Origin of the sequence: Nostoc sp. UCD121 (assembly GCF_014222285.1) — a bacterium.
GTDB lineage: Bacteria > Cyanobacteriota > Cyanobacteriia > Cyanobacteriales > Nostocaceae > Nostoc.
In genome coordinates this window covers 1-23,322 of the sequence record NZ_JACKZS010000076.1, presented here as the reverse complement: position 1 = coordinate 23,322, position 23,322 = coordinate 1, and the positions used below count along the sequence as shown (strand labels likewise).

Annotated in this window: 25 protein-coding genes; 16 read left to right on the top strand and 9 right to left on the bottom strand. The window is 44.6% G+C overall.

The window, feature by feature from the left end; genetic code table 11:
* Nucleotides 1-26: 26 nt before the first annotated feature.
* From GNF10_RS17405 to GNF10_RS17380, 6 genes are all read right to left on the bottom strand, one after another.
* Nucleotides 27-167 (bottom strand): hypothetical protein, encoded by a 141-nt coding sequence (locus tag GNF10_RS17405; protein ID WP_185583564.1) that lies wholly within the window; start codon nt 165-167, stop codon nt 27-29.
* A 17-nt stretch (nt 168-184) separates the two neighbouring features.
* Nucleotides 185-991: a hypothetical protein gene (locus GNF10_RS17400; RefSeq protein WP_185583566.1), complete on the bottom strand. Its 807-nt coding sequence runs from the start codon at nt 989-991 to the stop codon at nt 185-187.
* A 27-nt stretch (nt 992-1,018) separates the two neighbouring features.
* Nucleotides 1,019-1,477 carry a DUF1392 domain-containing protein gene (locus GNF10_RS17395; protein WP_185583569.1) on the bottom strand — a complete coding sequence of 153 codons (459 nt, stop codon included), beginning with the start codon at nt 1,475-1,477 and terminating at the stop codon, nt 1,019-1,021.
* Nucleotides 1,478-1,502: 25 nt separating this feature from the next.
* Nucleotides 1,503-1,706 carry a hypothetical protein gene (locus GNF10_RS17390; protein ID WP_185583571.1) on the bottom strand — a complete coding sequence of 68 codons (204 nt, stop codon included), beginning with the start codon at nt 1,704-1,706 and terminating at the stop codon, nt 1,503-1,505.
* Nucleotides 1,699-2,025: a hypothetical protein gene (locus GNF10_RS17385; protein WP_185583573.1), complete on the bottom strand. Its 327-nt coding sequence runs from the start codon at nt 2,023-2,025 to the stop codon at nt 1,699-1,701. Before GNF10_RS17385 ends, GNF10_RS17390 begins: the two co-directional genes overlap by 8 nt.
* A gap of 104 nt (nt 2,026-2,129) precedes the next feature.
* The gene (locus GNF10_RS17380; RefSeq protein WP_185607186.1) at nt 2,130-2,942 is read right to left on the bottom strand and encodes a hypothetical protein; all 813 of its coding nucleotides are present in this window, start codon (nt 2,940-2,942) and stop codon (nt 2,130-2,132) included.
* Nucleotides 2,943-3,181: 239 nt separating this feature from the next.
* Here GNF10_RS17380 and GNF10_RS17375 point away from each other — a divergent pair, with 239 nt between their 5' ends.
* From GNF10_RS17375 to GNF10_RS17330, 10 genes are all read left to right on the top strand, one after another.
* A complete protein-coding gene (locus GNF10_RS17375; protein ID WP_094329294.1) occupies nt 3,182-3,436 on the top strand; it encodes a hypothetical protein in 255 nt (84 codons plus the stop codon).
* 113 nt (nt 3,437-3,549) lie between these two features.
* Nucleotides 3,550-4,509: a hypothetical protein gene (locus GNF10_RS17370; protein ID WP_311774175.1), complete on the top strand. Its 960-nt coding sequence runs from the start codon at nt 3,550-3,552 to the stop codon at nt 4,507-4,509.
* A gap of 319 nt (nt 4,510-4,828) precedes the next feature.
* Entirely contained in the window at nt 4,829-10,900 is a 6,072-nt protein-coding gene (locus GNF10_RS17365) for an AAA family ATPase (RefSeq protein WP_185582450.1), read from the top strand.
* Nucleotides 10,897-11,526: a response regulator transcription factor gene (locus tag GNF10_RS17360; protein WP_185582449.1), complete on the top strand. Its 630-nt coding sequence runs from the start codon at nt 10,897-10,899 to the stop codon at nt 11,524-11,526. Before GNF10_RS17365 ends, GNF10_RS17360 begins: the two co-directional genes overlap by 4 nt.
* Nucleotides 11,527-11,837: 311 nt before the next feature.
* A complete protein-coding gene (locus GNF10_RS17355) occupies nt 11,838-12,419 on the top strand; it encodes a DsbA family protein (protein ID WP_185582448.1) in 582 nt (193 codons plus the stop codon).
* 69 nt (nt 12,420-12,488) lie between these two features.
* The gene (locus GNF10_RS17350; protein WP_260445859.1) at nt 12,489-13,325 is read left to right on the top strand and encodes an SDR family oxidoreductase; all 837 of its coding nucleotides are present in this window, start codon (nt 12,489-12,491) and stop codon (nt 13,323-13,325) included.
* A gap of 50 nt (nt 13,326-13,375) precedes the next feature.
* On the top strand, nt 13,376-14,947 hold the full coding sequence (locus GNF10_RS17345) for a GMC family oxidoreductase (RefSeq protein ID WP_185582447.1): 1,572 nt from the start codon (nt 13,376-13,378) through the stop codon (nt 14,945-14,947).
* 30 nt (nt 14,948-14,977) lie between these two features.
* Nucleotides 14,978-15,211, top strand: a complete 234-nt coding sequence (locus tag GNF10_RS17340; RefSeq protein ID WP_185582446.1) for an alpha/beta fold hydrolase — start codon at nt 14,978-14,980, stop codon at nt 15,209-15,211.
* A 60-nt stretch (nt 15,212-15,271) separates the two neighbouring features.
* Entirely contained in the window at nt 15,272-16,075 is an 804-nt protein-coding gene (locus GNF10_RS17335) for an alpha/beta fold hydrolase (RefSeq protein ID WP_260445860.1), read from the top strand.
* A 221-nt stretch (nt 16,076-16,296) separates the two neighbouring features.
* Nucleotides 16,297-17,199: a dioxygenase gene (locus GNF10_RS17330; protein WP_185582445.1), complete on the top strand. Its 903-nt coding sequence runs from the start codon at nt 16,297-16,299 to the stop codon at nt 17,197-17,199.
* 217 nt (nt 17,200-17,416) lie between these two features.
* Here the strand turns inward: GNF10_RS17330 and GNF10_RS17325 are convergent, their stop codons facing one another.
* The 3 genes from GNF10_RS17325 to GNF10_RS17315 form a co-directional block, all read right to left on the bottom strand.
* Nucleotides 17,417-17,860, bottom strand: a complete 444-nt coding sequence (locus GNF10_RS17325) for a hypothetical protein (RefSeq protein WP_185592833.1) — start codon at nt 17,858-17,860, stop codon at nt 17,417-17,419.
* A gap of 236 nt (nt 17,861-18,096) precedes the next feature.
* Nucleotides 18,097-18,285: a hypothetical protein gene (locus GNF10_RS17320; protein ID WP_185582443.1), complete on the bottom strand. Its 189-nt coding sequence runs from the start codon at nt 18,283-18,285 to the stop codon at nt 18,097-18,099.
* A gap of 351 nt (nt 18,286-18,636) precedes the next feature.
* The gene (locus GNF10_RS17315; protein ID WP_185582442.1) at nt 18,637-19,209 is read right to left on the bottom strand and encodes a dihydrofolate reductase family protein; all 573 of its coding nucleotides are present in this window, start codon (nt 19,207-19,209) and stop codon (nt 18,637-18,639) included.
* A 411-nt stretch (nt 19,210-19,620) separates the two neighbouring features.
* On the opposite strand from GNF10_RS17315, the gene GNF10_RS17310 reads away from it, so the two are divergent.
* The 6 genes from GNF10_RS17310 to GNF10_RS17280 form a co-directional block, all read left to right on the top strand.
* Nucleotides 19,621-19,896: an HU family DNA-binding protein gene (locus GNF10_RS17310; protein ID WP_185582441.1), complete on the top strand. Its 276-nt coding sequence runs from the start codon at nt 19,621-19,623 to the stop codon at nt 19,894-19,896.
* Nucleotides 19,897-20,090: 194 nt separating this feature from the next.
* A complete protein-coding gene (locus GNF10_RS17305; RefSeq protein ID WP_185582440.1) occupies nt 20,091-21,047 on the top strand; it encodes a class I SAM-dependent methyltransferase in 957 nt (318 codons plus the stop codon).
* Nucleotides 21,048-21,511: 464 nt separating this feature from the next.
* Nucleotides 21,512-21,751, top strand: a complete 240-nt coding sequence (locus GNF10_RS17295; RefSeq protein WP_185582439.1) for a hypothetical protein — start codon at nt 21,512-21,514, stop codon at nt 21,749-21,751.
* On the top strand, nt 21,748-22,206 hold the full coding sequence (locus GNF10_RS17290) for an HNH endonuclease (protein ID WP_185582438.1): 459 nt from the start codon (nt 21,748-21,750) through the stop codon (nt 22,204-22,206). The genes GNF10_RS17295 and GNF10_RS17290 overlap by 4 nt, the downstream gene beginning before the upstream one ends.
* A gap of 170 nt (nt 22,207-22,376) precedes the next feature.
* Complete coding sequence (locus tag GNF10_RS17285) at nt 22,377-22,676, top strand: hypothetical protein (protein ID WP_185607184.1); 300 nt, start codon at nt 22,377-22,379, stop codon at nt 22,674-22,676.
* Nucleotides 22,677-22,792: 116 nt separating this feature from the next.
* The coding region (locus GNF10_RS17280) for a WD40 repeat domain-containing protein (RefSeq protein ID WP_369009410.1) at nt 22,793-23,322 on the top strand (530 nt) is incomplete at its 3' end.

The following is a 23,322-nucleotide window of genomic DNA, read 5'->3' as shown; positions in this document are numbered from 1 at the left end:
CTTCATTAAACCCCTGGCAACGAACGTTATTCAGGGAATAAACAATCAGTTTCATATTCGTCATCATCCTCATCTGAACCTTCATCTTTGATGGATTCAAATTCTTCGATTGCGAAAATAGCCATAGCCACACACGCTCTTTCTGCTGGATGTGTAGCTGATTGCATCCGATATGATTCGGGGACTACATAGCCTTGGGTTGAACCCCATTAACCAATCGCGTTTCTTGGCGATCGCCCAAGTGTGGGTAGAATGTTCTCACCCATGTGCCCAAGTGTCCGCGATAGTGAGCGCCGCTCAGGGGGACTTTTTTACCGAGTTCGCTCTCTGCAAAGTTGACCACGCCCATCCATTTCTCTTTGCTACCAGAAAGGGCTTGTTGATTGTGTTGGGCTAGGAGATTTGCAGCGAAGTCTTGAAAATGCTGCTCCATGTATGGGTTGAGTCTGCCCCCCGTAAGTTCAGCTAAAGTCTTCATTGCCTCGACTAAAGTTTGTAGGCGCTGCTCAACCGGTGGCAGGGCAGGGGTAGGGGCAGTGGGAGTATCAGCTTTGGGTGTAATGTTAGGCACTGCTGCAACTAGCTCTAAGATGATTGTTCGCACTTGAGCAGCTACTTCCGATTCAGTGAGCAACATTGCGATGCGGAGTGTTCCAAAAGGTGAAAAGACTCTGGCTTGGGCTGTTCGGGATGCTAGCTCCAACTTGGAGCGAGCATCAGACAAGTCTTTCCCAGTTAGTTTTTTGGTTTCCTTAGCCTGAAACTCCTTACTGTTTCTTTCGTAGATATGCTTAATAGCTGGTATAGAAGATTGAAAATACTGGGCTAACTGCTCAACTGTGGCCCATCCCTTCCCGTTCCATACAGCGAACACTATTGCCTTTGCTTTGCTCAGAACTTCTTCTGCGCGTGAATCATCTAGGTTAGAAAGTGCAGAAGTTCTCAATGATGGAGACTCGACTAAAACACTTTGATTCAAAGGTAAATTCATATTGACTCCTAACTAAATTTCAAAATTTCAGGCATTCACTCGCACTAAACTTTTTTCACCAACCAGTGAGAAACGATTCGATATAGTTGGTGTCTTAATTAACGTTGGCGACATCAATTCAACAAGGTAAAACCAAGAATTATTCACCAACCCAATCCCCAAAATCAGCCGTTGTTTTGTTCCCTTATCGTGAGAACAGAGCATTACTCTCTCGCCCAAAACAAAGGCAGGTTTTTGCACCTTGATGGCTTCTAATTCTCCAGTTCCAATGATTTGGTTTTGTGTGGCGTGGAGTATTTCATTACGGCAATCAATTGAATAAATCCAGCATTCATGCTTCCATTGCATACCGCAACAATAGCCAAATGTTCTCGTGGTTCGTAAATATACTCTCTCCAGTAAATTCACCTCAACGGGTGGAATTCTTCCACGCCAAGGAGGAGAGAGATACCAACTTGTTTGAAGTGCGTTAATATGGTCAATCATGCTTTTCTCTCCTGGGATTAATAACCTAAAAATCCTTGGCAATCTCCAACAAAAAGCCGCGTCCAGTATTCTGTACTTGCACCAGTTCTTTGTCCAGCAGAGTTTGAATGACTGAATTTGAAACTTGGCATTGGAGAGAGTGCAGAGGAATACAACCACCACAAAGTTGAAGTAAACGCAGCAAATGATTGGCTCTGCGATCAAAGCTGTTGTTTGCTTCCTTAGCCATTGTTTGCACCTCTGGTTAATACGGTTAACTGTCGGTTGAGAATGCTTATTTGCTGTTGATAAAAGTCAATCTCTGCGGTAATTTGCTGAAATAATTCTTCTGGTGTGAGCGGCTGAATTTGATTCTCTTGCAAGTAAGATATTTCATCAGAATTTTTATTAGGCATTAGCGCATAACGCCAGCCATCATCAAATTGTTCAGCCAACTCTGTACCCAAAGGATAGTAATAAAGTCCCAGTATGATGCCCTGTTGTGTACGCTGTTCCAAAGCAAAGCGAGGGTAGGGCCAGTGTCGTGGGATCGAGATTGTCGGTTGCATAGATGTGAATAGGTGAATGAAGGGAATGTGTTTTAGGGAAAAGGGGAAGGGGTAAGGGGGAAAGGAATGAAGAAATTTACCTTTTCCCAGGCGAAGCCCAATATTTACGCTGTGACTAACTCCGTTCTCTCCAGCAGGCGTTGCAATTTATCGCCAGTTAGCTGTTCTAAGGGTTGGTCTAAAAAATATTCATCAAAAATGGATTTGCCATCAGTAGACACGTCCACCATCGACAGCGATAGCACAGCATCAAGCACGGAGTTAGAATACTGCTGCTGGACTGAATAACGCCTCTTCACCCACCAGTTACCGTCAGTGCATCCGACTTGCCCCAGTTTCACGCCGTTGTTGTTGTAAATGCCATCATCGAGAATTTCAAACCCGTAATTCTGGCACTCGTTGAAGATATACGCCATGATTTGGTTTTCGGTAGTGCATGGTGTTGCAAGTTGTTCTTGCACAGGTAATGAGCCGTCTTTATAGTGAGTGCAGATGAAGCGATCGCAACGCATTAGAGTGTTGGCACGAAATACTTCTTTGTCGTTGCCCATGACTACCCAGCGTTGCGTTAAGTGGTTGTCATCATGGCTGATGCTGGCTACCAGTTTGTCATCAGCGTAATATTCGTGATGGTCAAACGAGATTTCGACTATTGTGAGGGGTTCGGGAGCTACAACTTGGGCTTGGTCAGCGATGTAGCTGTCGAGTTCGACTTGAGCGATTGCTTGTTCGTCGGGGGCAGCAGGGGCGAGTTTCTGAATCTTGCTTGCCTGATAGTTAACAATGGCAGAAATCCAAGAATCCTTGCAGCGTTTGTCGTTTACTTCGGTTGTACAGGCGATTTCGCTGTAGATTTGCTTGAGTCGGGCAATCGATTTCAGTTTCAGCTGTTGTGCTGTGTAAATAACGTGAGTCATAATTAAGATTCCCTGTACGAATGTATGGGTTTTTCAAAAGGCGATCGCTTCCAAAGTTTCCGAGGCTAAGGGCGGTTGCCTTTTGTGATAGTTATATTATGCTATCCTGCTAACTGATTGTCAATATACTGATTAGCAGTTATTCTGTTAATTGATAGCCTGTATGTTGATTGGCTGTTATTCTGTAATCAGATAAGCGTTAATGGAGGTTAATCATTAAAAACGTGTTAGCAGTTTGGATGGAAGCATATATTGATATTTCGCAATGGTGGCCCAAAACAGAAGATGGTAGCCTCTTGTCTGTCTACGCAGTTCATAGGCAGTTTGAGGGTAGCCCGAATGAAGTCACTAGACATACCTTGACTGTCGCCCGTGATGGCAGGCTGAAAAAAGCGGATATCGATAATTTGGTAAAACTAGCAAGGATTTGCTCTGTGCTGTCTGGAGAGTTAGTAACTGTCAATGACATTGTGAAAATTCAAGAGGACTCGTGAAGATGATAATGCTCCACCGAGTTCAATCCCAGAGCATTATTACCATAACTCACCACATACTTAATCTATTTGCCATTGATTTTGAGCAAGTACTATTGAATTAAAGGGGTGGAATGATGGCTAAACCATCTTCTAGGCGTAAAAAAGCCACCTCTGCCGCAGAGATAAATTCAAAATCACTCAGTAACTCTGCAAATGAAGATATCTCTGTTGAGGAAAATCCAGCTACAGCAACAATTACGGTTAGTGCTGTTGAAGTAGAGGAGTTGTCCGAGGCGGAAGAGCGCGATCGCCTACATTTAGAGCGCCGTGTGGAAAGAGCAGTTTTTGAAGCAGGTAAGGCGTTGATGGAATTGCGCGATCGCAGACTGTACCGCTCTACCCACGGCACTTTTGAAGAGTATTGCAAGGACAGGTTTGGGTTTGAGCGCCGTCATCCTTATAGATTAATCGAAGCTTCATCTGTGTTTGATAACCTAATGAAAATGTGTCCAATTTGGACGCAAAATGAAGATGATCTTGATACAGTCCACTCCGAGCAGCGACAAATCTTGCCAACAGCAGAGGGGCAAGTTCGACCCATGACAAAGCTTGAACCTCATGAACAGCAAGAAGTGTGGCTAAGAGCAGTAGAACTTGCTGGCGGGAAAGTGCCTACTGGTAGAATCGTCAAAGATGTGGTGCAAAAAATAATGGAGCGAACCCAAGTACCAAACACCTACCAGTTAGGTGAAGTCTGCCAAATTCTTGCTAAAGATAATCCAGAACTCAGGGGCAAGAGTGGCTGCTGGGCAATTGTCAGCGCAGTGAATGACTTTAGTTCCACAGTGAAAATGTGGGATGGCGAGTACGCCGTTGGGTTACAACACCTGAAGTCTTACGATTACTTGCCTGCCGAATGTCAGCAGGTTCAGGAGATTAGCGATCGCATTAATCAGGTGTATTCCGATTCGCTGGAGGAGACAGTCAAAAGTCTGTTGCAGTCGTTGGGGAAGGTAAATCGACCTTATCTTACTGTTGTGGAAGAGAAATTGTTGAAGCTTCTGGAGTTGGAGTATGGGAGAATACCCTAAACAATTTTGGCAAATTGGCATCCAATGTCTTTGGGTTGCAGTTTCAATGGAGATATCACCACAACGGGACAGTGAAGAAGTTGTACGAGGGAAAAGATAAAACTTCCCGCTTCTTGACATCCAGCCATGCCAGTTGTTTTGTTGAGTGCTGTAGAACCCCTCTACATGATTCATACAGGGCTCAACAGAGTTCAGTTCCCACGCTACAACTGGCTAGAAATGAACAAAACCAAATAGGGTTTCAGAAGATGAAAAATGTAGATAGCTGGATTGCTGTATAGTTTGAGTTATGCCAGATTATACTCTCAAGAGTTGCTCTATGATCACTCTGCCTGGTATTGCTATCCAAAACAAAATATACGAAAGTTCCAATTCTCTAGTGTACCGGGGCATCAGAGACGATGGAGTAGGAATCGTCGTAAAAATGCTAAAGCTTGATTATCCCTCACCTCAAGAACTGACTCGCTACAGACAGGAATATAAAATTACCCGCTCCCTAAAATTAGAAGGAGTTATCAAAGCATACAGCCAGCAGGACTATCAACGCACTCTGGTGATTATCTTAGAAGATTTTGGGGGAGAGTCCCTAGAGCAATGGATGGACAAGCGCCCAGATATCTTTTGCCCCATGCCCTTATCCCAATTTTTAAGTCTTGCGATCGCCCTCACCGCCATTCTGGGCAGAATCCATGCAGCCAATATCATTCATAAAGATATCAACCCTGGAAACATAGTCCTCAACCTGGATACCGGTGTTGTCAAAATTATTGACTTTGGAATTGCCACCCAATTTTACCGCACGAATCCGACTTTCAAAAGTCCTCATGTTTTAGAAGGGACACTCGCATACCTATCTCCAGAGCAAACCGGGCGGATGAACCGTTTACTCGATTACCGCACCGATTTTTACTCCCTTGGTGTGACATTTTACGAACTGCTGACTGGACAACTACCATTTCCCACCACAGACGTGCTGGAGCTAGTCCATTGTCATATTGCCAAACATCCTATTCCGCCTAATGAAATAAATACAACGATTCCCAAGCCAGTTTCAGATATCATTCTCAAACTGATGGCGAAAAATGCTGAAAATCGCTATCAAAGTGCCTGGGGCATCAAAGCGGATTTAGAAATCTGTGCTGAACAATTAGCACAAATCGGTCAAATCTCTAGCATTCAACTTGGGCTTCAAGACGCTTCGGGTCAGTTTCAAATTCCCCAAAAATTGTATGGACGGGACAAGGAAGTTGCAATGTTACTGGCGGCGTTTGTTCGCGTAGCGTGTCCGGAGGACAATCGCATAGCGTGTCCAGAGTCAAATCCCGTTACTGCTTTACCAAACAATTCAGAAACAACTTCACAAACCCAACAAGCGGGCAACCCAAAATTCCAAGTTGAAATGATGTTGGTATCTGGCTATGCTGGCATTGGTAAATCTGCGTTAGTGCAAGAAATCTATAAACCAATTACCCAAAAGCGCGGTTATTTCACCTCGGGTAAATTCGATCAATTTCAGCGCAATATTCCCTACAGCGCGATCACAGTTGCTCTACAAAAATTGTTACAACAACTGCTGGGTGAACCAGAAGAACAATTGCAGCAATGGCGATCACGTCTACTCACAGCCTTGGGCAACAACGGACAGATCATCGTTGATGTAATTCCTGAAGTAGAACTGATTATCGGCAAGCAGCCACCCGTTCCAGAGGTGGGAGCCACGGAAGCTCAAAATCGCTTCAATCGCATCTTCCAGCAGTTCATCCGAGTATTGTGCTCAACAGAGCATCCACTCGTGATCTTTTTTGATGACTTACAGTGGGCAGATTCAGCCACACTCAGATTAATTGAGCTAATCATGCTTGACGAGCAAACCCAATCCCTGTTTCTGATTGGAGCATATCGCGATCATGAAGTGACTTCATCCCATCCATTGACAGTCCTGTTGGAGCGATTGCGAAAACAAGGATCAGTGCTTCAAGAAATCCATCTAGCACCCTTAACACAAGAGCCATTAAGCCAGTTGATCGCCCAAACGCTGCATCAAAACACTGACACTGTAGATTCCTTAGCTGAATTGGTGTTGCGTAAAACGAAGGGAAATCCTTTTTTTGTCAACGAATTTTTGCGAATGCTGCATCGCGAAAATCTATTGACCTTTGATGCGACACGCTTGAGCTGGCAATGGAACATGGGACAGATCCAAGCCCAGAACATAACTGATAATGTGGTGGAGTTGCTACTGCTCAAGTTGCAGAAACTACCAGAGGGGACTCAGCAAATACTCCGTTTAGCCGCTTGTGTTGGGGCAGAATTTGATTTAGAGACGTTGGCGATCGTTTGTAAGCAATCCCCTCAAGTGATTTCTCTAGATTTGCTAGCAGCGATTCAAGCGGAATTGATTCAGCCTCTTTCTGAATTAGATGAGAACTTGTTAGTTCAAGAGTATAAATTCTTGCATGATCGTGTGCAGCAAGCTGCATACACCTTGATTGATGAGTCGCAAAAGCAAATTGTTCATCTTCAAATTGGTCGTACTCTGCTTGAAAAGACATTGCCAGAGCGCCAATCAGATCGATTATTTGAAATTGTCGATCATCTCAATCATGGAATTGAGCTTGTTACATCTCGACCCGAACGAGATGAGATTGCTAAATTGAATTTGATGGCAGGGCAGAAAGCAAAAGGGGCGATCGCCTACAGTACGGCGCAAAACTATCTAGCTACAGGAAGAGCATGGCTAACCGCTTCTAGCTGGCAAACAAACTATGACCTGACCTTAGAATTATATCAAGAAACAACAGAAGTCGCGTATCTGTGTGGCGATTTTGAACAGGTGGAATACTGGGGTGCGATCGTTCTACAAGAAGCTAAAACGATTCTTGATAGCGTGAAAACCTACGAAGTCAAAATTCAAACCGATACTGCACAAAACCAACCCCTAAAAGCAATTAATACGGCATTTCAAGTTTTGCAACAATTGGAAATCAATTTCCCCAAAACGCTTAGTCAATCAGATATTCATCTTGAACTAGATACAATCATCGCTCTGTTCCATGAGAAAGAGGTTGAGAGCTTGATCCATTTACCAGAGATGACTGAACCGGACAAGCTAGCGGCAATGAAAATCCTATCAAGTATTACGATCGCCGCCTATGTTGCGATTCCTAATTTAATGCCTCTGCTTGTGACTAAACAAGTAAGCTTATCAATTCAGTACGGTAATGCTGTTGTATCTCCCTTTGCCTATGCCACTTTTGGGTTAATCCTTTGTGGAATGATCGGAAACATCGAGGCTGGCTACCAATTTGGACAGCTTGCTCTCCGGCTGTTGTCACAGCCTCGTACCCACACACTCAGAGCTAGAACATTGCTGTCCGTCAATAACTTCATCATTCATCGCAAAGAACATGCTAGAGAATTATTGAAGCCATTACTGGAAGGCTATCACATTGGGCTAGAAACTGGAGATTTAGAGTCTGCTGCCTACTGCGCTTATACCCACTGTTTCCAATCATACGCCAATGGAAAAGAACTCGCAGAAGTTGAACGCGATATGGCGATCTATGGCGAAGCAATCCATCAAATCAAACAGGAAACGGCACTAACTTGGAATCAAATCTTTCGACAGGTTGTCATAAACTTAAGGGGACGCTCGACTAGCCCAACTCAACTCATAGGCGAATTCTACAACGAGGAAAATGAACTGCCAAAATATGAAGCAGCAAATGATGGAAGTACTATCTTTACTGTACATTTCAACAAACTTTGCCTATGCTACCTCTTTTCTCAATATGCTCAAGCCGTTAAAAATGCAGCCCTAGCAGAAACTCATTTGATCCGACTAACAGGTGCCTTCCTTCAGCCTTTGTACTATTTCTATGATTCTCTAGCAAGACTCGCAACCTATCTTGATAGCAGTACTCAAGTGCAGGAGGAAATTCTCAAGAAAGTTGCAGTTAGTCAGGAAAAGATGAAGCAATGGGCGCATTATGCACCCATGAATTATTTGCACAAATATCATTTGGCTGAAGCAGAAAAAGCACGAGTCTTAAGTCAGTTGCTTGAGGCAGAGGAGTTCTACGAACAGGCGATTCAAGGCGCTAGAGAAAACGCATATATCCAAGAAGAAGCGTTAGCCTATGAATTGGCTGCCAAGTTCTATCTAGGGCGAGGTCGAGAAAAGATTGCTCAACTCTACATGAAAGAAGCTCATTATTGCTACGAACGTTGGGGGGCAACCGCAAAAGTCAAGGATTTGGAAACGCGCTATCCCCAGTTCTTTGCCCAGTCGTCGGGTGTGAACGCTCCTCTAATGCTCATCACAACTGGAACCACCTCTAATACCTCGCAGGTTGCTTTCGATTTAGCAACAGTGATGAAAGCAGCTCAAGCAATTTCAAGCGAGATTGAACTGGAGCAGTTGCTTAGTTCGTTAATGCAGATCCTGATCGAGAATGCTGGGGCCCAAACCGGATGTTTGCTTTTAGAAAACGCAGGCGAATGGAGAATCGACGCTGCTTGTGATCTGGTTGAAGGTAAAAGTGGCCGCACAACCCAAGTACTGCAATCGACTCCAATCACGAATCGCTTACCTGAATCAATCATTCAATATGTGATCCGAACTCATGAAACTGTTCTTTTAAATGACGCAACGCATGAAGGTCGTTTCATCCATGATCCCTATATTCAGAATAATCAAACTCAATCGCTTCTCTGTTTGCCGCTGCTGAATCAGAGCAAGCTTGTTGGTGTGTTGTATCTAGAAAATCAATTAGCGGCTGGAGCCTTTACACCCGATCAAACCCAAGTTCTGAATCTACTCTCGACTCAAGCAGCGATCGCGATCAAAAATGCCAAGCTCTACTCCAAGCTCCGCGCTAGCGAAAGTCAGATGGCTCAATTTCTCGAAGCCATTCCCGTAGGCATTGGCATTATTGACGCGATGGGTCGCCCTTACTATGTCAATCAGCGGGGAATTGAGCTGATGGGTAAAGGCGTTGATCCTGCCGCTACAGCGGAGCAACTTTCAGAGGTTTATCAATTTTATGTAACGGGAACCGATCAAATTTATCCGAGTGAGAGACTGCCAATTATCCGAGCGTTGAGCGGCGAATGCACCAGGATTGACGACGTAGAGATTCACCAAAACAACGCAATTATTCCCGTTGAAGGGTGGGGCACTCCAGTTTTTGACGAACAGGGTAAGGTGGCTTATGCGATCGTCGCCTTTCAAGACATTACCGAGCGTAAGCAATCAGAGAAACTGCTAGCCGACTACAACCAAACGTTAGAACAACAAGTCACTGAGCGAACGTTGCTGCTTTCAAAAGAGATTGAACAGCGTCAACAAGTTGAAAACGCCCTGCGCCAAAGTGAAGAGCAACGTAGGCTGACAATGAATTTCGCCTACATCGGCAGTTGGAATTGGAACATATTAGACAATACAGTGCATTGGGATGATAACAACACTCGATTGCTGGGGGTAGAGCCTGGTGAAGTTGAGGTTAGCTATCAGGCGTGGTGCAATCGGGTTCATCCAGAAGATGTCGATCAGGTTGAGCAAGCGCTTACAACCGCTCTGGCAACTCATACTGATTATGAAGGTGAATATCGAGTGATTTACCCAGATGGTAGTATTCACTGGCTCGTTAGTCGAGGTCGAGGGATCTATAACGAAGCCGGACAGCCTGTGCGAATGTTAGGTGTATCTTTCGACATTAGCGAACAGCGAAACGCTGCACTGCGAGAACGCAAACGTGCCGAAGCAGCCTCCATTCTGGAGGAACGCAACCGTATGGCACGAGAAATTCATGATACACTGGCGCAAGCATTCACAGGGATTCTAGTTCACATGGGAGCCGTCTCTCGAGTAGTCGCAACCAACCCAGATGCCGTGCAGACCCATATTGATACGGTTCGAGATTTGGCTCGCAGTGGGCTAACAGAGGCTCGGCGATCGGTTGCGGCACTGCGTCCCCAATTACTAGAAGATGGCAACCTGTGGACGGCATTGGAGCGATTTATAGCCACCATGTCATCCTCAACCGAAACTCGCTTGATTTATAACGTTATTGGCACGCCCTATGTGCTACCGCCTGAAACAGAGAATCATCTCCTGAGAATTGGGCAGGAAGCCTTTACAAACGCAATCAAGTACGCTTATGCAAGCGAAATTCGAGTTGAGTTGGTTTATGAGCCAACCTTATGCTTTTTACGAATTAAAGACAATGGACAGGGGTTTGAAGTCACCACTACCACCCTCAGCCAGGGATTTGGCTTACTGGGGATAACTGAACGAGCGGAACACATTGGGGCACAGCTCTCAATTGAAAGCCAACTGGGGCAGGGAACAGAAGTGCTTGTCACGGTGAACCGGGAGGCAGCAGTATGAGCCAGTCCGCAACCATTCGCGTTTTACTTGTTGATGATCACGCGATCGTCCGCCAGGGACTCGCCGCCATGATTGAGAATGAGCCAGATATGACCGTGATGGGACAGGCGGGCAACGGGCAGGAGGCGATCGACCGATATCGACAGCTACAGCCTGATATCACCTTAATGGACTTACGTATGCCCCAGATGAGCGGTGTAGATGCGACCATCGCCATCTGCGCTGAATTTACCCATGCCCGGATCATTGTGCTAACCACTTACGATGGTGATGAAGATATTTATCGTGCATTACGCGCTGGCGCTAAAGGCTATCTACTTAAGGATGCTGAACCCGAAGCGCTCCTCAATGCCATCCATATCGTTCATAGCGGGCAACAATATATCCCTTCCGAAGTTGCTGCCAAGCTGGTGCAACGCATGAACAACCCAGAGTTGAGCGCTCGCGAGCGAGAAGTCATTCACCTCATGGTCGATGGTTTAAGCAATCATGACATTGGTGTGGCTTTGAATATTACTGAAAGTACGGTCAAATTTCACGTCAATCGCATTTTGAGCAAATTGGGCGTGAGCGATCGCACTCAGGCGGTGGTTACAGCATTGAAACGAGGACTTGCTAAGTTGTGACTGAACTTAAGTTCGGTTGCTGATTAGCCGCAGAGATAGATAATGCCCATCCTTTCGTTTCTTCCAAGACTCAACGCTGGGTTGGCGACAAAGTAGTATCAACTTTGTAAGCTAGAGCTATCGAAATGAAGGAGCGAAATTCCAATATTTTGGGGAGAACAAAGGGTCAAGAGTAAAGATAAAAACAAATTGCTTTTCATCCTTTTTTTCTTTGATCAGGATGTATTGGAAGGTTCAACGATTGTAGGAGGAATCATAAATAGTCATGGCAGTCACTCATGTCATGAGAAACTCTTTTGTCAAAATGTCCGATGAACCAAGATAGCTATTCTAACCAACTCCTTGTTCTACCTTCCCAGCGTGACCACTACCAGGGAACGCTCAATGCCCCAGTTGTACTTGTGGAATATGGAAACTACGAATGTTCTCAATGCAGAGAACTGCATCAATTAATTCAGGTAATTCAACAGCATTTCGCTTCTGTTTTTCCTGGGGAGAATCGAATTTGTGTGGTATTTCGTCATTTTATCGAAAATACACTCCATTCCCGCGCGCAAAAGGTAGCGGAAGCTGTAGAGTCCGCCGCCGCCCAGGGTCAGTTTTGGCAAATGCACGACTTACTGTTTACGCATCAACACGCCCTGGAAAACGGCTTTCTTGTGGAGTATGCCGATAGTTTAGGACTTGATATTTATAAGTTCCTGCAAGATATATCGACACAAGCTCACATTGATCGCATCAATCAAGATATCGAGAGTGGATATCAAAGTGGAGTAACAGCTGCCCCAGCACTGTTTATTAATGGGATTCGCTATAGCGTAGGCGTAGCCCGCCGCAGGCATCGCTGGACTGTGGAACAAATAATGGCAGCTATTGTTGCTGCCATTCATTAAATTGTTAGCGACTCGGCAAATTAACTCCCAATTATTTTCAGCCTGTTACCACTGCTCGATGATTTCAACATGAACACAAATACAAACACATTAAACATGAACACAAATACAACTACAAACATCCGAATTGATTCCACCGAACTACTCGGCAAAAAAGTTTTGGTAACAGGCGGGACAAAAGGCATAGGCGAAGCGATCGCTACACGACTGAGGCAAGCCGGTGCAACGGTCATAACTACCGCTCGTTCAACTCCCGAAAACCTTCAATCGCCTGACCTGTTCATCGGGACTGACCTCAGCACGCCCGATGGGGTAAACAAACTTGTGCAGGAAGTATTCGCTCGTTTCGGCAGTGTGGACATCCTAATTAACAATGTCGGCGGTTCCTCTGCACCAAGCGGCGGTGCGCTTGCCCTGACAGATGGGGATTGGCAGCAGGCAGTCAATGACAATTTATTCGCTGCCGTCCGTTTGGATCGGGCGTTTCTGCCCCGGATGCTTGAACAGAAGTCAGGTGTCATCATCCATATCTCGTCGATCCAGAGTCGGCTCCCGCTTTACGACGCGACATTAGCGTATGCGGCGGCAAAAGCGGCGCTGGCAACCTACAGCAAAGGACTGTCAAACGAAGTTGCGCCCCAGGGGGTGCGTGTCAACACCGTCGCGCCCGGCTTCATCGAAACGAAGGCGGCTGAGAGACTCATCGAGAGATTAGCTCAGCAGTCCGGCACAGACCTTGATGCTGAACGCCAAGTGCTGATGGACTCACTCGGAGGAATCCCGATGGGACGACCGGGCCGCCCCGAAGAGGTCGCGGAGCTTGTCGCTTTTCTGGTGTCCGACCGCGCCTCTTACATCACAGGTGCTGAATATGTCATTGACGGAGGAACGATCCCGACCGTCTAACGCCCAAGCAAGAACAAATCAACATTACGAAATTTGGAGGTACTTCTCTAATGGTGAACGAACACTACGATTTCATCGTCTGCGGCGCAGGCCCTGCGGGTTCAGTAATAGCGGCAAGGCTCGCCGAAGACAAACAAGTTAATGTTTTGCTAATCGAAGCAGGTGGAACTGATGAAGTGCCAGAGGTGATGACTCCAGCACAATGGCCGTTGAATCTTGGATCAGAACGTGACTGGGCCTTCGTTGCACAGCCCAACGCGCATCTGAACGGACGCTCAATTCCACTAAATATGGGCAAGGTACTTGGGGGCGGCTCAAGTATCAACGTCATGGTGTGGGCACGAGGACACAAGAATGATTGGAACTACTTCGCTGAGGCTTCCGGCGATCCGGCGTGGGGGTATGAATCTATCCTGGAGATTTATCGCCGTATCGAAAACTGGCAGGGAGCGAGTGACCCTGTGCGTCGGGGAACAGGCGGCCCTGTTTATGTGGAATCCGCAGCAAATCCCCAGCCCATTGCACAGGCCATGGTTGAGGCCGCAAACAGCATGGGTATTCCGCGTTTCGAGAGTCCCAACGGCGAAATGATGGAAGGGCGCGGAGGCGCTGCTATAAACGATCTAATTATCCAGAACGGACGTCGCTCTTCTATCTTTCGGTCGTATGTCTATCCTCTCCTGAATCAGCCGAACTTATGGGTCTTGACTCACACCATTGTTAGCAAGCTTATTTTTGATGGCAGGTCGGTCATCGGAGTTGAGGTGATCCAGGATGGCAAGCGCAATCAGTACTACGCTTCGGAAGAAGTCATCCTCTCTCTCGGCGCAATCAATACGCCGAAGGTTCTCCTCCAATCCGGAATCGGACCGGAAGAGGAACTTCGCAGGCACGGAATACCAGTTGTTCAGCACCTTCCTGGTGTTGGCCAGAATCATCAGGATCACGTTTCGTTTGGCTGCATCTTTGAATACCATGAGCCTCAGAAGATTAGCAATGGCGGCTCGGAAGCTACTCTGTACTGGACGAGTGATCCCAACCTCAAGCAGCCCGATATGTTTCACTGCCAGGTTGAGTTTCCGGTGCCCAGCGCAGATACGGCTCACCTTGGGGTTCCAGCGCACGGTTGGACGATGTTTGCGGGTCTGTCGCACCCTAAAAGCCGGGGCACGGTGCGGCTTTCCGGCCCTGACGTAAACGATCCGGTGCTAATCGATGCAAACACTCTGTCGCACCCCGATGACCTGAAAGCCGCATTCACCAACATCCAACTTTGCCGTGACCTCGGCAATAGTACCGTCTTCGAGAAGCTGGTGAAACGTGAAGCACTGCCAGGCAAACTAGGTCGAAGCGAAATGGAGAACTTCGCCCGCAACGCAGCGGTTACATACTGGCATCAGTCCTGTACCGCCAAAATGGGGCAAGATTCCATGTCCGTAGTCGATGGTAATCTGAAGGTTTATGGCATCAATAAGCTGCGCGTGGCGGATGCTTCCATCATGCCTGAGATTACAAGTGGAAATACGATGGCCCCCTGCGTCGTTATCGGCGAACGAGCAGCAGACATTCTCAAGAAGGCGCACCGGATGACGTCCTGCCAGGCGGTGGAAGTGGCTGGCTGAACGCCCACTGTACGGAGATGAAAAGCGATCATGGAAAGCTCTCTTGTTCCGCTCGCAGTGGTGAATGGTGGCGCGGATCGCCTAGTTAATCTTGATTACTTCGATACCGTCGCGTATGCCAATTTGTGGGAGGGCCGCTGTCATCGCCTGAGTGGGCTGGGGCACGCACCTTTCTGGGAAGCGCAGGAAGAATTTACTCCGTTACTTGAACGTTTTCTACGGGATGTCGAAACCGGACGTGGAACCAATTTTTATAAAGACTGAGATTGTTCTTGTGCTTATCGAAATCAAACAATAAACCAATTCACAAAAAAGGAGACTCTCATGCCTTACGTTACTGTTGGTCAAGAAAATTCTGCCAGCATTGATATTTACTACGAAGATTTCGGAGTGGGTCAACCTGTGGTGTTGATTCATGGGTTTCCGCTCAGTGGTCATTCCTGGGAAAAACAGGTTGGAGTGTTGCTAAAAGAAGGCTACCGAGTCATCACTTACCATCGCCGTGGATTTGGTGATTCCAGTCAGCCTTCGTCTGGCTATGACTACGACACCTTTGCGGCGGATTTAGACACGCTGATGACAAAACTTGATTTGCGTAATGCTGTTCTGGTCGGCTTTTCAATGGGAACAGGTGAAGTAACTCGCTATCTTGGTAAATACGGTTCAGAGCGTGTCAGTAAAGCAGTGCTAATGGGTCCAGTGCCACCCTTTCTGCTGAAGACCGATGATAACCCGGAGGGAGTTCCTCAGAGTATTTTTGACGGCATTATGAAAGCAATTGCTGAAGACCGTCCAGCTTATCTATCCACATTCCTCAAAGACTTTTTCAACGTGGATGTGTTTCTCGGCGATTCTCGTTCCGAGAGGCTACGCCAACGCATCAGTAACGAGGCTGTCCAGATGAGTTGGAATGTGGCAGCAGGAGCTTCTGCTAAAGCAACACTGGATTGTGTACCGTCTTGGCTGACTGACTTCCGCGACGATCTACCCCGCATTGACGTGCCAACTTTGATCATTCATGGAGATGCCGATCGCATATTGCCGCTTGAGTCTACCGCAGCAAGACTCCCGAAGCTGATTAAAAACAGTCAACTTGTAGGTCATTCCTGGCGGGCCTCATGCCATTAACTGGACTCATGCTGATCAGGTCAACCCTGTGCTGCTGGATTTTCTCAAAGAAAATTAAGCCACAAAAAAGCGTAAACCAAAAGATTTTGATATGGACAACATGACGACGGAATTCTAAGTTTGCCGGGTGTGTTTGTGTATATGCCTGCAAATACACCCCATGCAATTCAACGGCTAGTTCTCTATCATGTCGGTGCATCTATCTTTTTGGAAGAACTATCATGAAACCAATCACAATCGACACGATTACTCAGGCTGTCATTAACCACGGTGACGGTGGCAAAACTCATCCACGCCTGTACGAAATTTATACGAGTTTAGTAAACCATCTTCACGCCTTTGTGCGCGATGTGAACCTGACCGAACCCGAATTGCAGTTGGGGCGTGATTTCCTCAATCAAGCAAGCCGCCATAGGCAAGAAATTCCCGATGGGGAGATTCACATGTTGACGGATTTGCTTGGCATTTCGGAGTTAGTGGAATTGCTGCAAGACTCCAACAGTGGCACCGAAGCAAATTTGCAAGGACCCACCTACGTACCCAATCCGCCTCAACGCAATTTGGGCGATCGCCTTGGCATTGATCTAGAGGGTAAACCCCTGTTCCTCTCGGGTCGTGTGCTGGATGTGAACGGACAAGCGATCGCTAATGCGGTGGTCGATGTTTGGCAACCTAGCTCCACAGGGCTGTATGACATTCAAGATTCCTCCCAACCTGCCGGGAACTTTCGTGGGCAATTTCACACCGATAACAACGGCAACTACCACTTTGAAACGATTGTGCCAAATGGGTATAACGTGCCAGCCAGTGGACCCTGTGGGCAGGTATTGCACCTCCTGGGACGACACACTTGGCGGGCAGCCCATATCCACTTCAAACTGAATGCACCGGGCTATGCTCCGCTAACAACGCAAATTTTCATTGATGATGATCCTCACCTCGAATCTGACACCACCTTTGCGGTGCGATCGGCAATTATCCAACTGCAAAAGCATGACTCACCGGATGCCTTGAAAGCACGGCAACAGAGCCAACCATTCTACACTGCCGAGTTTGATTTTGTGCTGAAGCCACTGGAAACAGCAACTGTAAACGATATTAAGTATGCTACTACGGTTGCTTAAATATCATTACAATACAAATGAATATTTAATTTCCTGAAAGCCTTGTTTGATTAGGGTTTTGCTAACTTCCACTCTGATTCAGGCTCCTCAATATTTAGATGCGTTTGCCCTGGGTAGTACAGTTAGGTGATTGCTTATATCCCAAAAACAACAACACCCAAGCAAAAATTATTTAGTTATTTCTTGATATCCACATTCATAGAGGTTTTATCGGCAATTAATTTTTCTTATTCTTCTTGTACTGATTGAGTAAGTATTGTGGATTGCTGATGTACATCTCTGTATACCCGCACTGACCACAAATATATGCTGTTAATGTCCCAGTGTGAGTTCCTTTAAATATGAGCGCTTTTGGATTCTCGTAAATTTCTACTTGCAGATCCTTTTTAAACTCTTCTGTGTGGGTGACAATACGAACGTTTGGAATTATATTTTCAGAACCACATTTAACACACGCCAAAAGTTCAACTTGTTGTTGTTCTGGATACTCAGCTAGCCCTGTTGATGTTACGAAGACTGGCTGACCTTTAATGCGAGAAGGAGCAATTTCGTCAACTCCCTGGAATGACTTGTCCTCGATTCCATCGTTTGAGGTACCACAACTCCAGCAGAAAGAGAAAGTCTCTTCATTCTGCTCATGGCACTTGCAACATTCCCACATCTGTATTACCTCTGCAAAACAGTTGACGTTAGACAAGTTTAAACCAATAACAATTTTACTCACATCAGGCGAAGTAAAAAGGTTAGAAAAATTCTTGATAAATTGAAAACAGGTAAGCAGTCAGCAGCCAAGGCAATTGACGCTTTTATTGAGGAACTGGGTGCTGTCAAGGAGCAACAACAACCAGCAAATGTGGAATTAGATGTAGCGAGTTAGGATTTTTGTGCTGGCGACTATTAACCAGTCAACTTAATCACGCCTTGGCTGACTAAATGTTCAAGCTGAGAATGGTGCTGTGTTTGCTCCCGTAGCAACTTGAGTTGCTCGTAAGTGAGAATGTGTAATCCGGGACGGACAACATAACCTTCAATGGTAATGCTTTGTGGTTGCTGGCTATCGGTGCGGTTGTAGGAAATTGAAGGCATATTTACAATTACGTAAGTTAGAACTGATTAGTAGAAGAAAGTTTAATTCTTCATTCTCTTACAGCTTCACACAATTACCTCTTAAAAGGTGATTATAGAATCAGTCAAAGCCAAAATATGTAGGATATTCTCAATAGAAGCGCTTTACAGTCTTAGCCAAGATGAACCAAATAGCAATGGAAATTCACCATTAATGGCAGTTCACAATCCGGTTTGTACTGTGAAATGTAAAACTGCTCTAGACGAAAGCTGGAGCAGTTTTTGAGAGAAATAAATTGTATATAAGACAACTAATATTGTCTCCGGTTTATTCATAGTAAGTACAGTTATCTAATACTATTCATCTTATATTTATTCGCGTTTTAGCTCGTAATTGAGAACAACAATTCCACAGTTAAATGATGTAGCTTTTACTAATGTCAGATATTGTTTACTATCAAGTTCTTTGAAAATTGTCATTCCGTCACCAATTGCAATTGGATTAATGAATAAATGAAACTCGTCAATCAATCCTTGTTTGATTAGAGCCGATACAAAGGTCGCACCACCATAAGCGATGATGTCGTTACCATCTTGTTTTTTTAACTTAGTGATTTCGTCAACAAGGTTGCCTTTTGCCAAAACGGTATTATCCCATTCTGATTTATCAAGGGTTTTGGTAAAAACAACTTTGTGTGTGTCCGTAAATTTCTTACCAGATGTAAACTCCGGGTCATCAGGATTTGCAGCCACGCTACCCCAGTAAGGAATGAACCCTTCGGCAAGTTTTCGTCCAAGAATAATGCAGTCAACAGGTTCAGTTATATTTTTGACATATTGTTTTAATTCGTCGTCCCAATTCCACGCCATAAAGTCCATTTCGCCCTTTAGTCCGGCGATGTATCCGTCAACGGTCATTTGTACTTGAAGTTTTAATTTTCTCATTGTCGCATTCTCCTTAGTGATGAATTAGATTCATTCCCAGTCCCTCTATAGTACATAAGTACTGTACAGATATCCTATCTCTTGTGGCTGAATATGAGGATGCATTTACCTAACCGAAAATGAAACTGTTACACCAATTAGAGCCTGTCAAGAAACAACTTTTACAATTTATTATCTAGAAAGCTTACTGAGAAAGCATTTCTAGCTCAAAAGAGGCAAGGTTGTTACATGACAAGCTCTTAGACGGTTTTGGAGCAAAATAGCGATTATCTATCGCGCCAAATCGACACAGTAATAGTCGTCGTGCTTTGTTAATTTTCGCGTGTTGCTAGAAAATTATTCCTTTTCCCCTTTATGAATAAGAGGTAATAATGCTAGATTTCGATTACTTGCAATACTTCAGGGGGATTTATGAACAAAGGTGAACTAGTGGATGCAGTAGCAGCAAAGACCAACATCACAAAAAAGCAAGCCGATGAAGTCATTAGTGCTTTTTTGTCAGTTATTACCGAAGCTGTAGCGAATGGAGAGAAGATAACGCTGGTAGGGTTTGGTTCATTCGAGCGACGCGAACGCTCAGAGCGCGAGGGGCGTAATCCCAAAACCAATGAACCAATGACTATTCCGGCGACCAAAGTGCCTGCATTCTCTGCTGGGAAACAGTTTAGAGAAAAAGTAGCGCCATAGATGAATTGCTTTGCCACTGGCTATCCAATCCGATGCAAAGCCACAATCGATTTATAAAACAATCGAAACAAGTTATCTGGTAATATTGCTTTGTCCGACAAAATTTAGATTTTCTACAAAGTTAAGATTTACTTGTTGAACACGTTCTTCTTAAACTCAAAAATGACAATTTTGGATAGATTCAAAGCAAATAGATGAACACAAAAACTAAGCCGGATTGGGCGGGGTCAGGATTGCTTTCAAAATTTGTTAACTTACTGATCCAAACCAGACCTATTTATAAGTTAATGAAGCACCAAGCAAGGCAAGTATTAATTAAAACTGCTGAAAAGAAAGGTATTCCCTGGAGAAAAAATTATGAAGAACTAGAAGTATCGGGGATAAAACAGCAGCTATCAACAATAATCAATTCTGGTATTGTTTACCCCGATTACTATCAAGTACCATTTCATGCATACGAAGAAGGCAATCTTTGCTGGCAAGCAGCTTTTGAAGCTCCTAGTGCGACGTATTCAATGGCATTGCGGGTGTGGCCTAAAGAAAACCTAACTTGGTCATCTGCTCATCAAAGACTCAGAGAAAGTTTTCACAATGTTTTGGGAACTTATGTACCTCAAACAGTGCGGGATATACTAGATATAGGGTGTTCAGTGGGCATTTCTACTCTAACGCTACATCGTTACTATCAAAAAAAACAAGAGCAGTCTGTCTGTACTATTGGTCTTGATTTATCCCCTTATATGCTCACTGTTGCCAAAAGTTTAGATAAAAATGGTGAGATATATAAATGGATACACGCTACAGCAGAAAATACAGGATTACTTGCTAATTCTTTTGACTTGGTAACTCTTCAGTTTGTCACCCATGAACTTCCGCATAATGCTAGCAAGGAAATTTTCACAGAAGCATTACGGTTGCTGCGCCCAGGTGGTTGTATTGCATTAGTAGATAACAATCCTAAATCTTCTGTAATTCAAAACCTTTCACCTATCCTCTTTACTTTAATGAAAAGTACAGAACCTTGGAGCGACGATTACTATAGTTTTGATATTGAAACTGCCTTAGAACAAGTGGGCTTTGAGAAAGCAATTACAATTGCTAGCGATCCTCGTCATCGTACTATTATCAGCCGAAAACCAAAATTGGCGTAGATATTGCCCAAAACATTGACTAGCCAAGATGAACCAAATACCAATGACCATTCACCATTGGGTGCAGTTGTAAATCCGGTTTTTACCGTGCAATATAAAACTATAAAATATAAAACTGCCCTAGACGAAAGCTGGAGCAGTTTTTGATAGAAGTAAATTATATAGGAGACTTTTAGTGTTGTCCCCGCTTTAGCCATAGTAAATACCGTTATATAATACTCTTCACCTCAAATCTCATGCTTTACGCAAAAAACGAATAATCTTGAAGTTGGCATTACAAAGGTTAGAAGTCAGCACAAGCCAGCGTATCACAGACGGCATCCGCGAACTTGAGCTTCTTCCTTGCGGAAAAAGACAAGTCTACCGCATTACCTTTTATCAATTGGCATTCAAAATAAAGCAGGTAAGGAAGATTCGCTGTTAAAATACCACCAGTCCGCTAAATTAAACGAGACATACAGCTTATGATTACTCAAATGATGGTTCAACCCTCATTCTGGGTAGATTCTGGAATCAAACTCAGTAAAGTAAGGGACATACATTTGTTTAAATTTACTGAAGAATTACAGTCTCGACTCGAAGAATTGTCTGAGAAAAAGAAAGCTGGATTCCTAACCACAGAAGAAGATGCTGAATTGGCAGGCATATTGGAACTAGATAGAATTTTTACCTTGCTTAATGCCAAAATCATTTCTGAATCATGACAGTTAATGATGCAACCAAAAAATTAGTCAGACAAAGAGCAAAATTTCTTTGTGAATACTGTCATTCTTCAGAAGAAGCAAGTGCTGCTCTATTTTCTATTGACCATATTATCCCACAGTCTCTTAAAGGTTCGGATGACCCTGATAACCTGGCGTTAGCTTGTCAGCGTTGTAACGGATATCGCTATAATTTCACCACTGGAATTGATCCAGATACAGTCCAGATGCTACCTCTGTTTAATCCACGCCAACAAAAGTGGTCAGATCACTTTATTTGGTCAGCAGATGGTCTAACAATTATTGGAATTAGTTCTGTAGGACGAGCTACAAGTAATCGTTTAGACCTCAATGATGAACGTCATAATGAAGGCTCTATTGTCAAAGCTCGTCGTCTTTGGCTCAAAGGTGGTTGGCATCCACCGGATGAAGATCCACGACAAGTAAAAGAGTTTTGATTTGCAATTTCTTTAACTGTAGAAGTGCATCACTCAAGCAATGGCGTAGTCCATCGCCTCCTCAATCGATTTCTCATGAGTGATTGCCGAAGCCCTGCTGTTGACAGTACAGGTAGTGGGCTTGAGTAATCTCCAAGTCACAAGATGGAGTTCTATGAAGTAAAAAATATATGAGTAATACTGAGTTTTATCCTTGCCCAATCTGTTCGACCCCAACTCGATATTTTTCAAGATATCCACGCGCAGTTTGCGATGATTGCTATAGCAAAGCAAGTGATGCTCAGGGACGAAAATTGAGTTTTTTTAATACCTCAATGAGTGGAGGATTTGAGGGAGTTATAACTGAAACTAAAGAGAAGTACGAAAGCCATATTTGCTATATTGATGGGGTAAAATGCTGCGCTGATGAAGCTCGGTTTGGCGGGATTGTGATTGAAACGATGATAAATGATAATTTTTCTAATCACTAGGAATCCGTATTTAGATTATTAATTTATACCCAACATTTGACTGTGGTTTATCAGATTAGGTGCGATTACGCCCCATCAAATGGGAACCATGTTATGTAATTGCGTTCCTTGGCACCATGAAATTATTGCATTTTCTCAAATCCAGACCAGTCATTATAGTTTTAGCAATTGCAGTAAACATCACTGGTATTGATGTACATTCTTCTACTTCAAATCTTCCCATAGGCAAGAGTACAATTACTCAGTTACAACCACAGATTCAACTTGTTCACACACTGACAGGGCATAAAAAAGTGACTTTTGGTGTTCGAGCAGTTGCGATTAGCTCTTCGGGGCAAACCCTGATTAGTGCAGGTAGAGATGATACAATTAAATTCTGGAATTTACGTACTGGGAAATTGTTGCATAGCTTAGACGCTCACTCAGATGGTGTTACTTCAATTGCAATTAGTCCAGATGGCAAGCGGATTGTAACTGGTGGGATAAGCACCCCAACAATGAAGGTTTGGGATTTACGCACTTTCCTTATGCTAAAGGGCGACAGTGGGCATACCCAACCAGTAGAAACTGTTGCGATTAGTTCAGATGGTAGATTGATTGCTAGTGGCAGTGACGATGGCACAATCAAGCTTTGGGATTTACACAC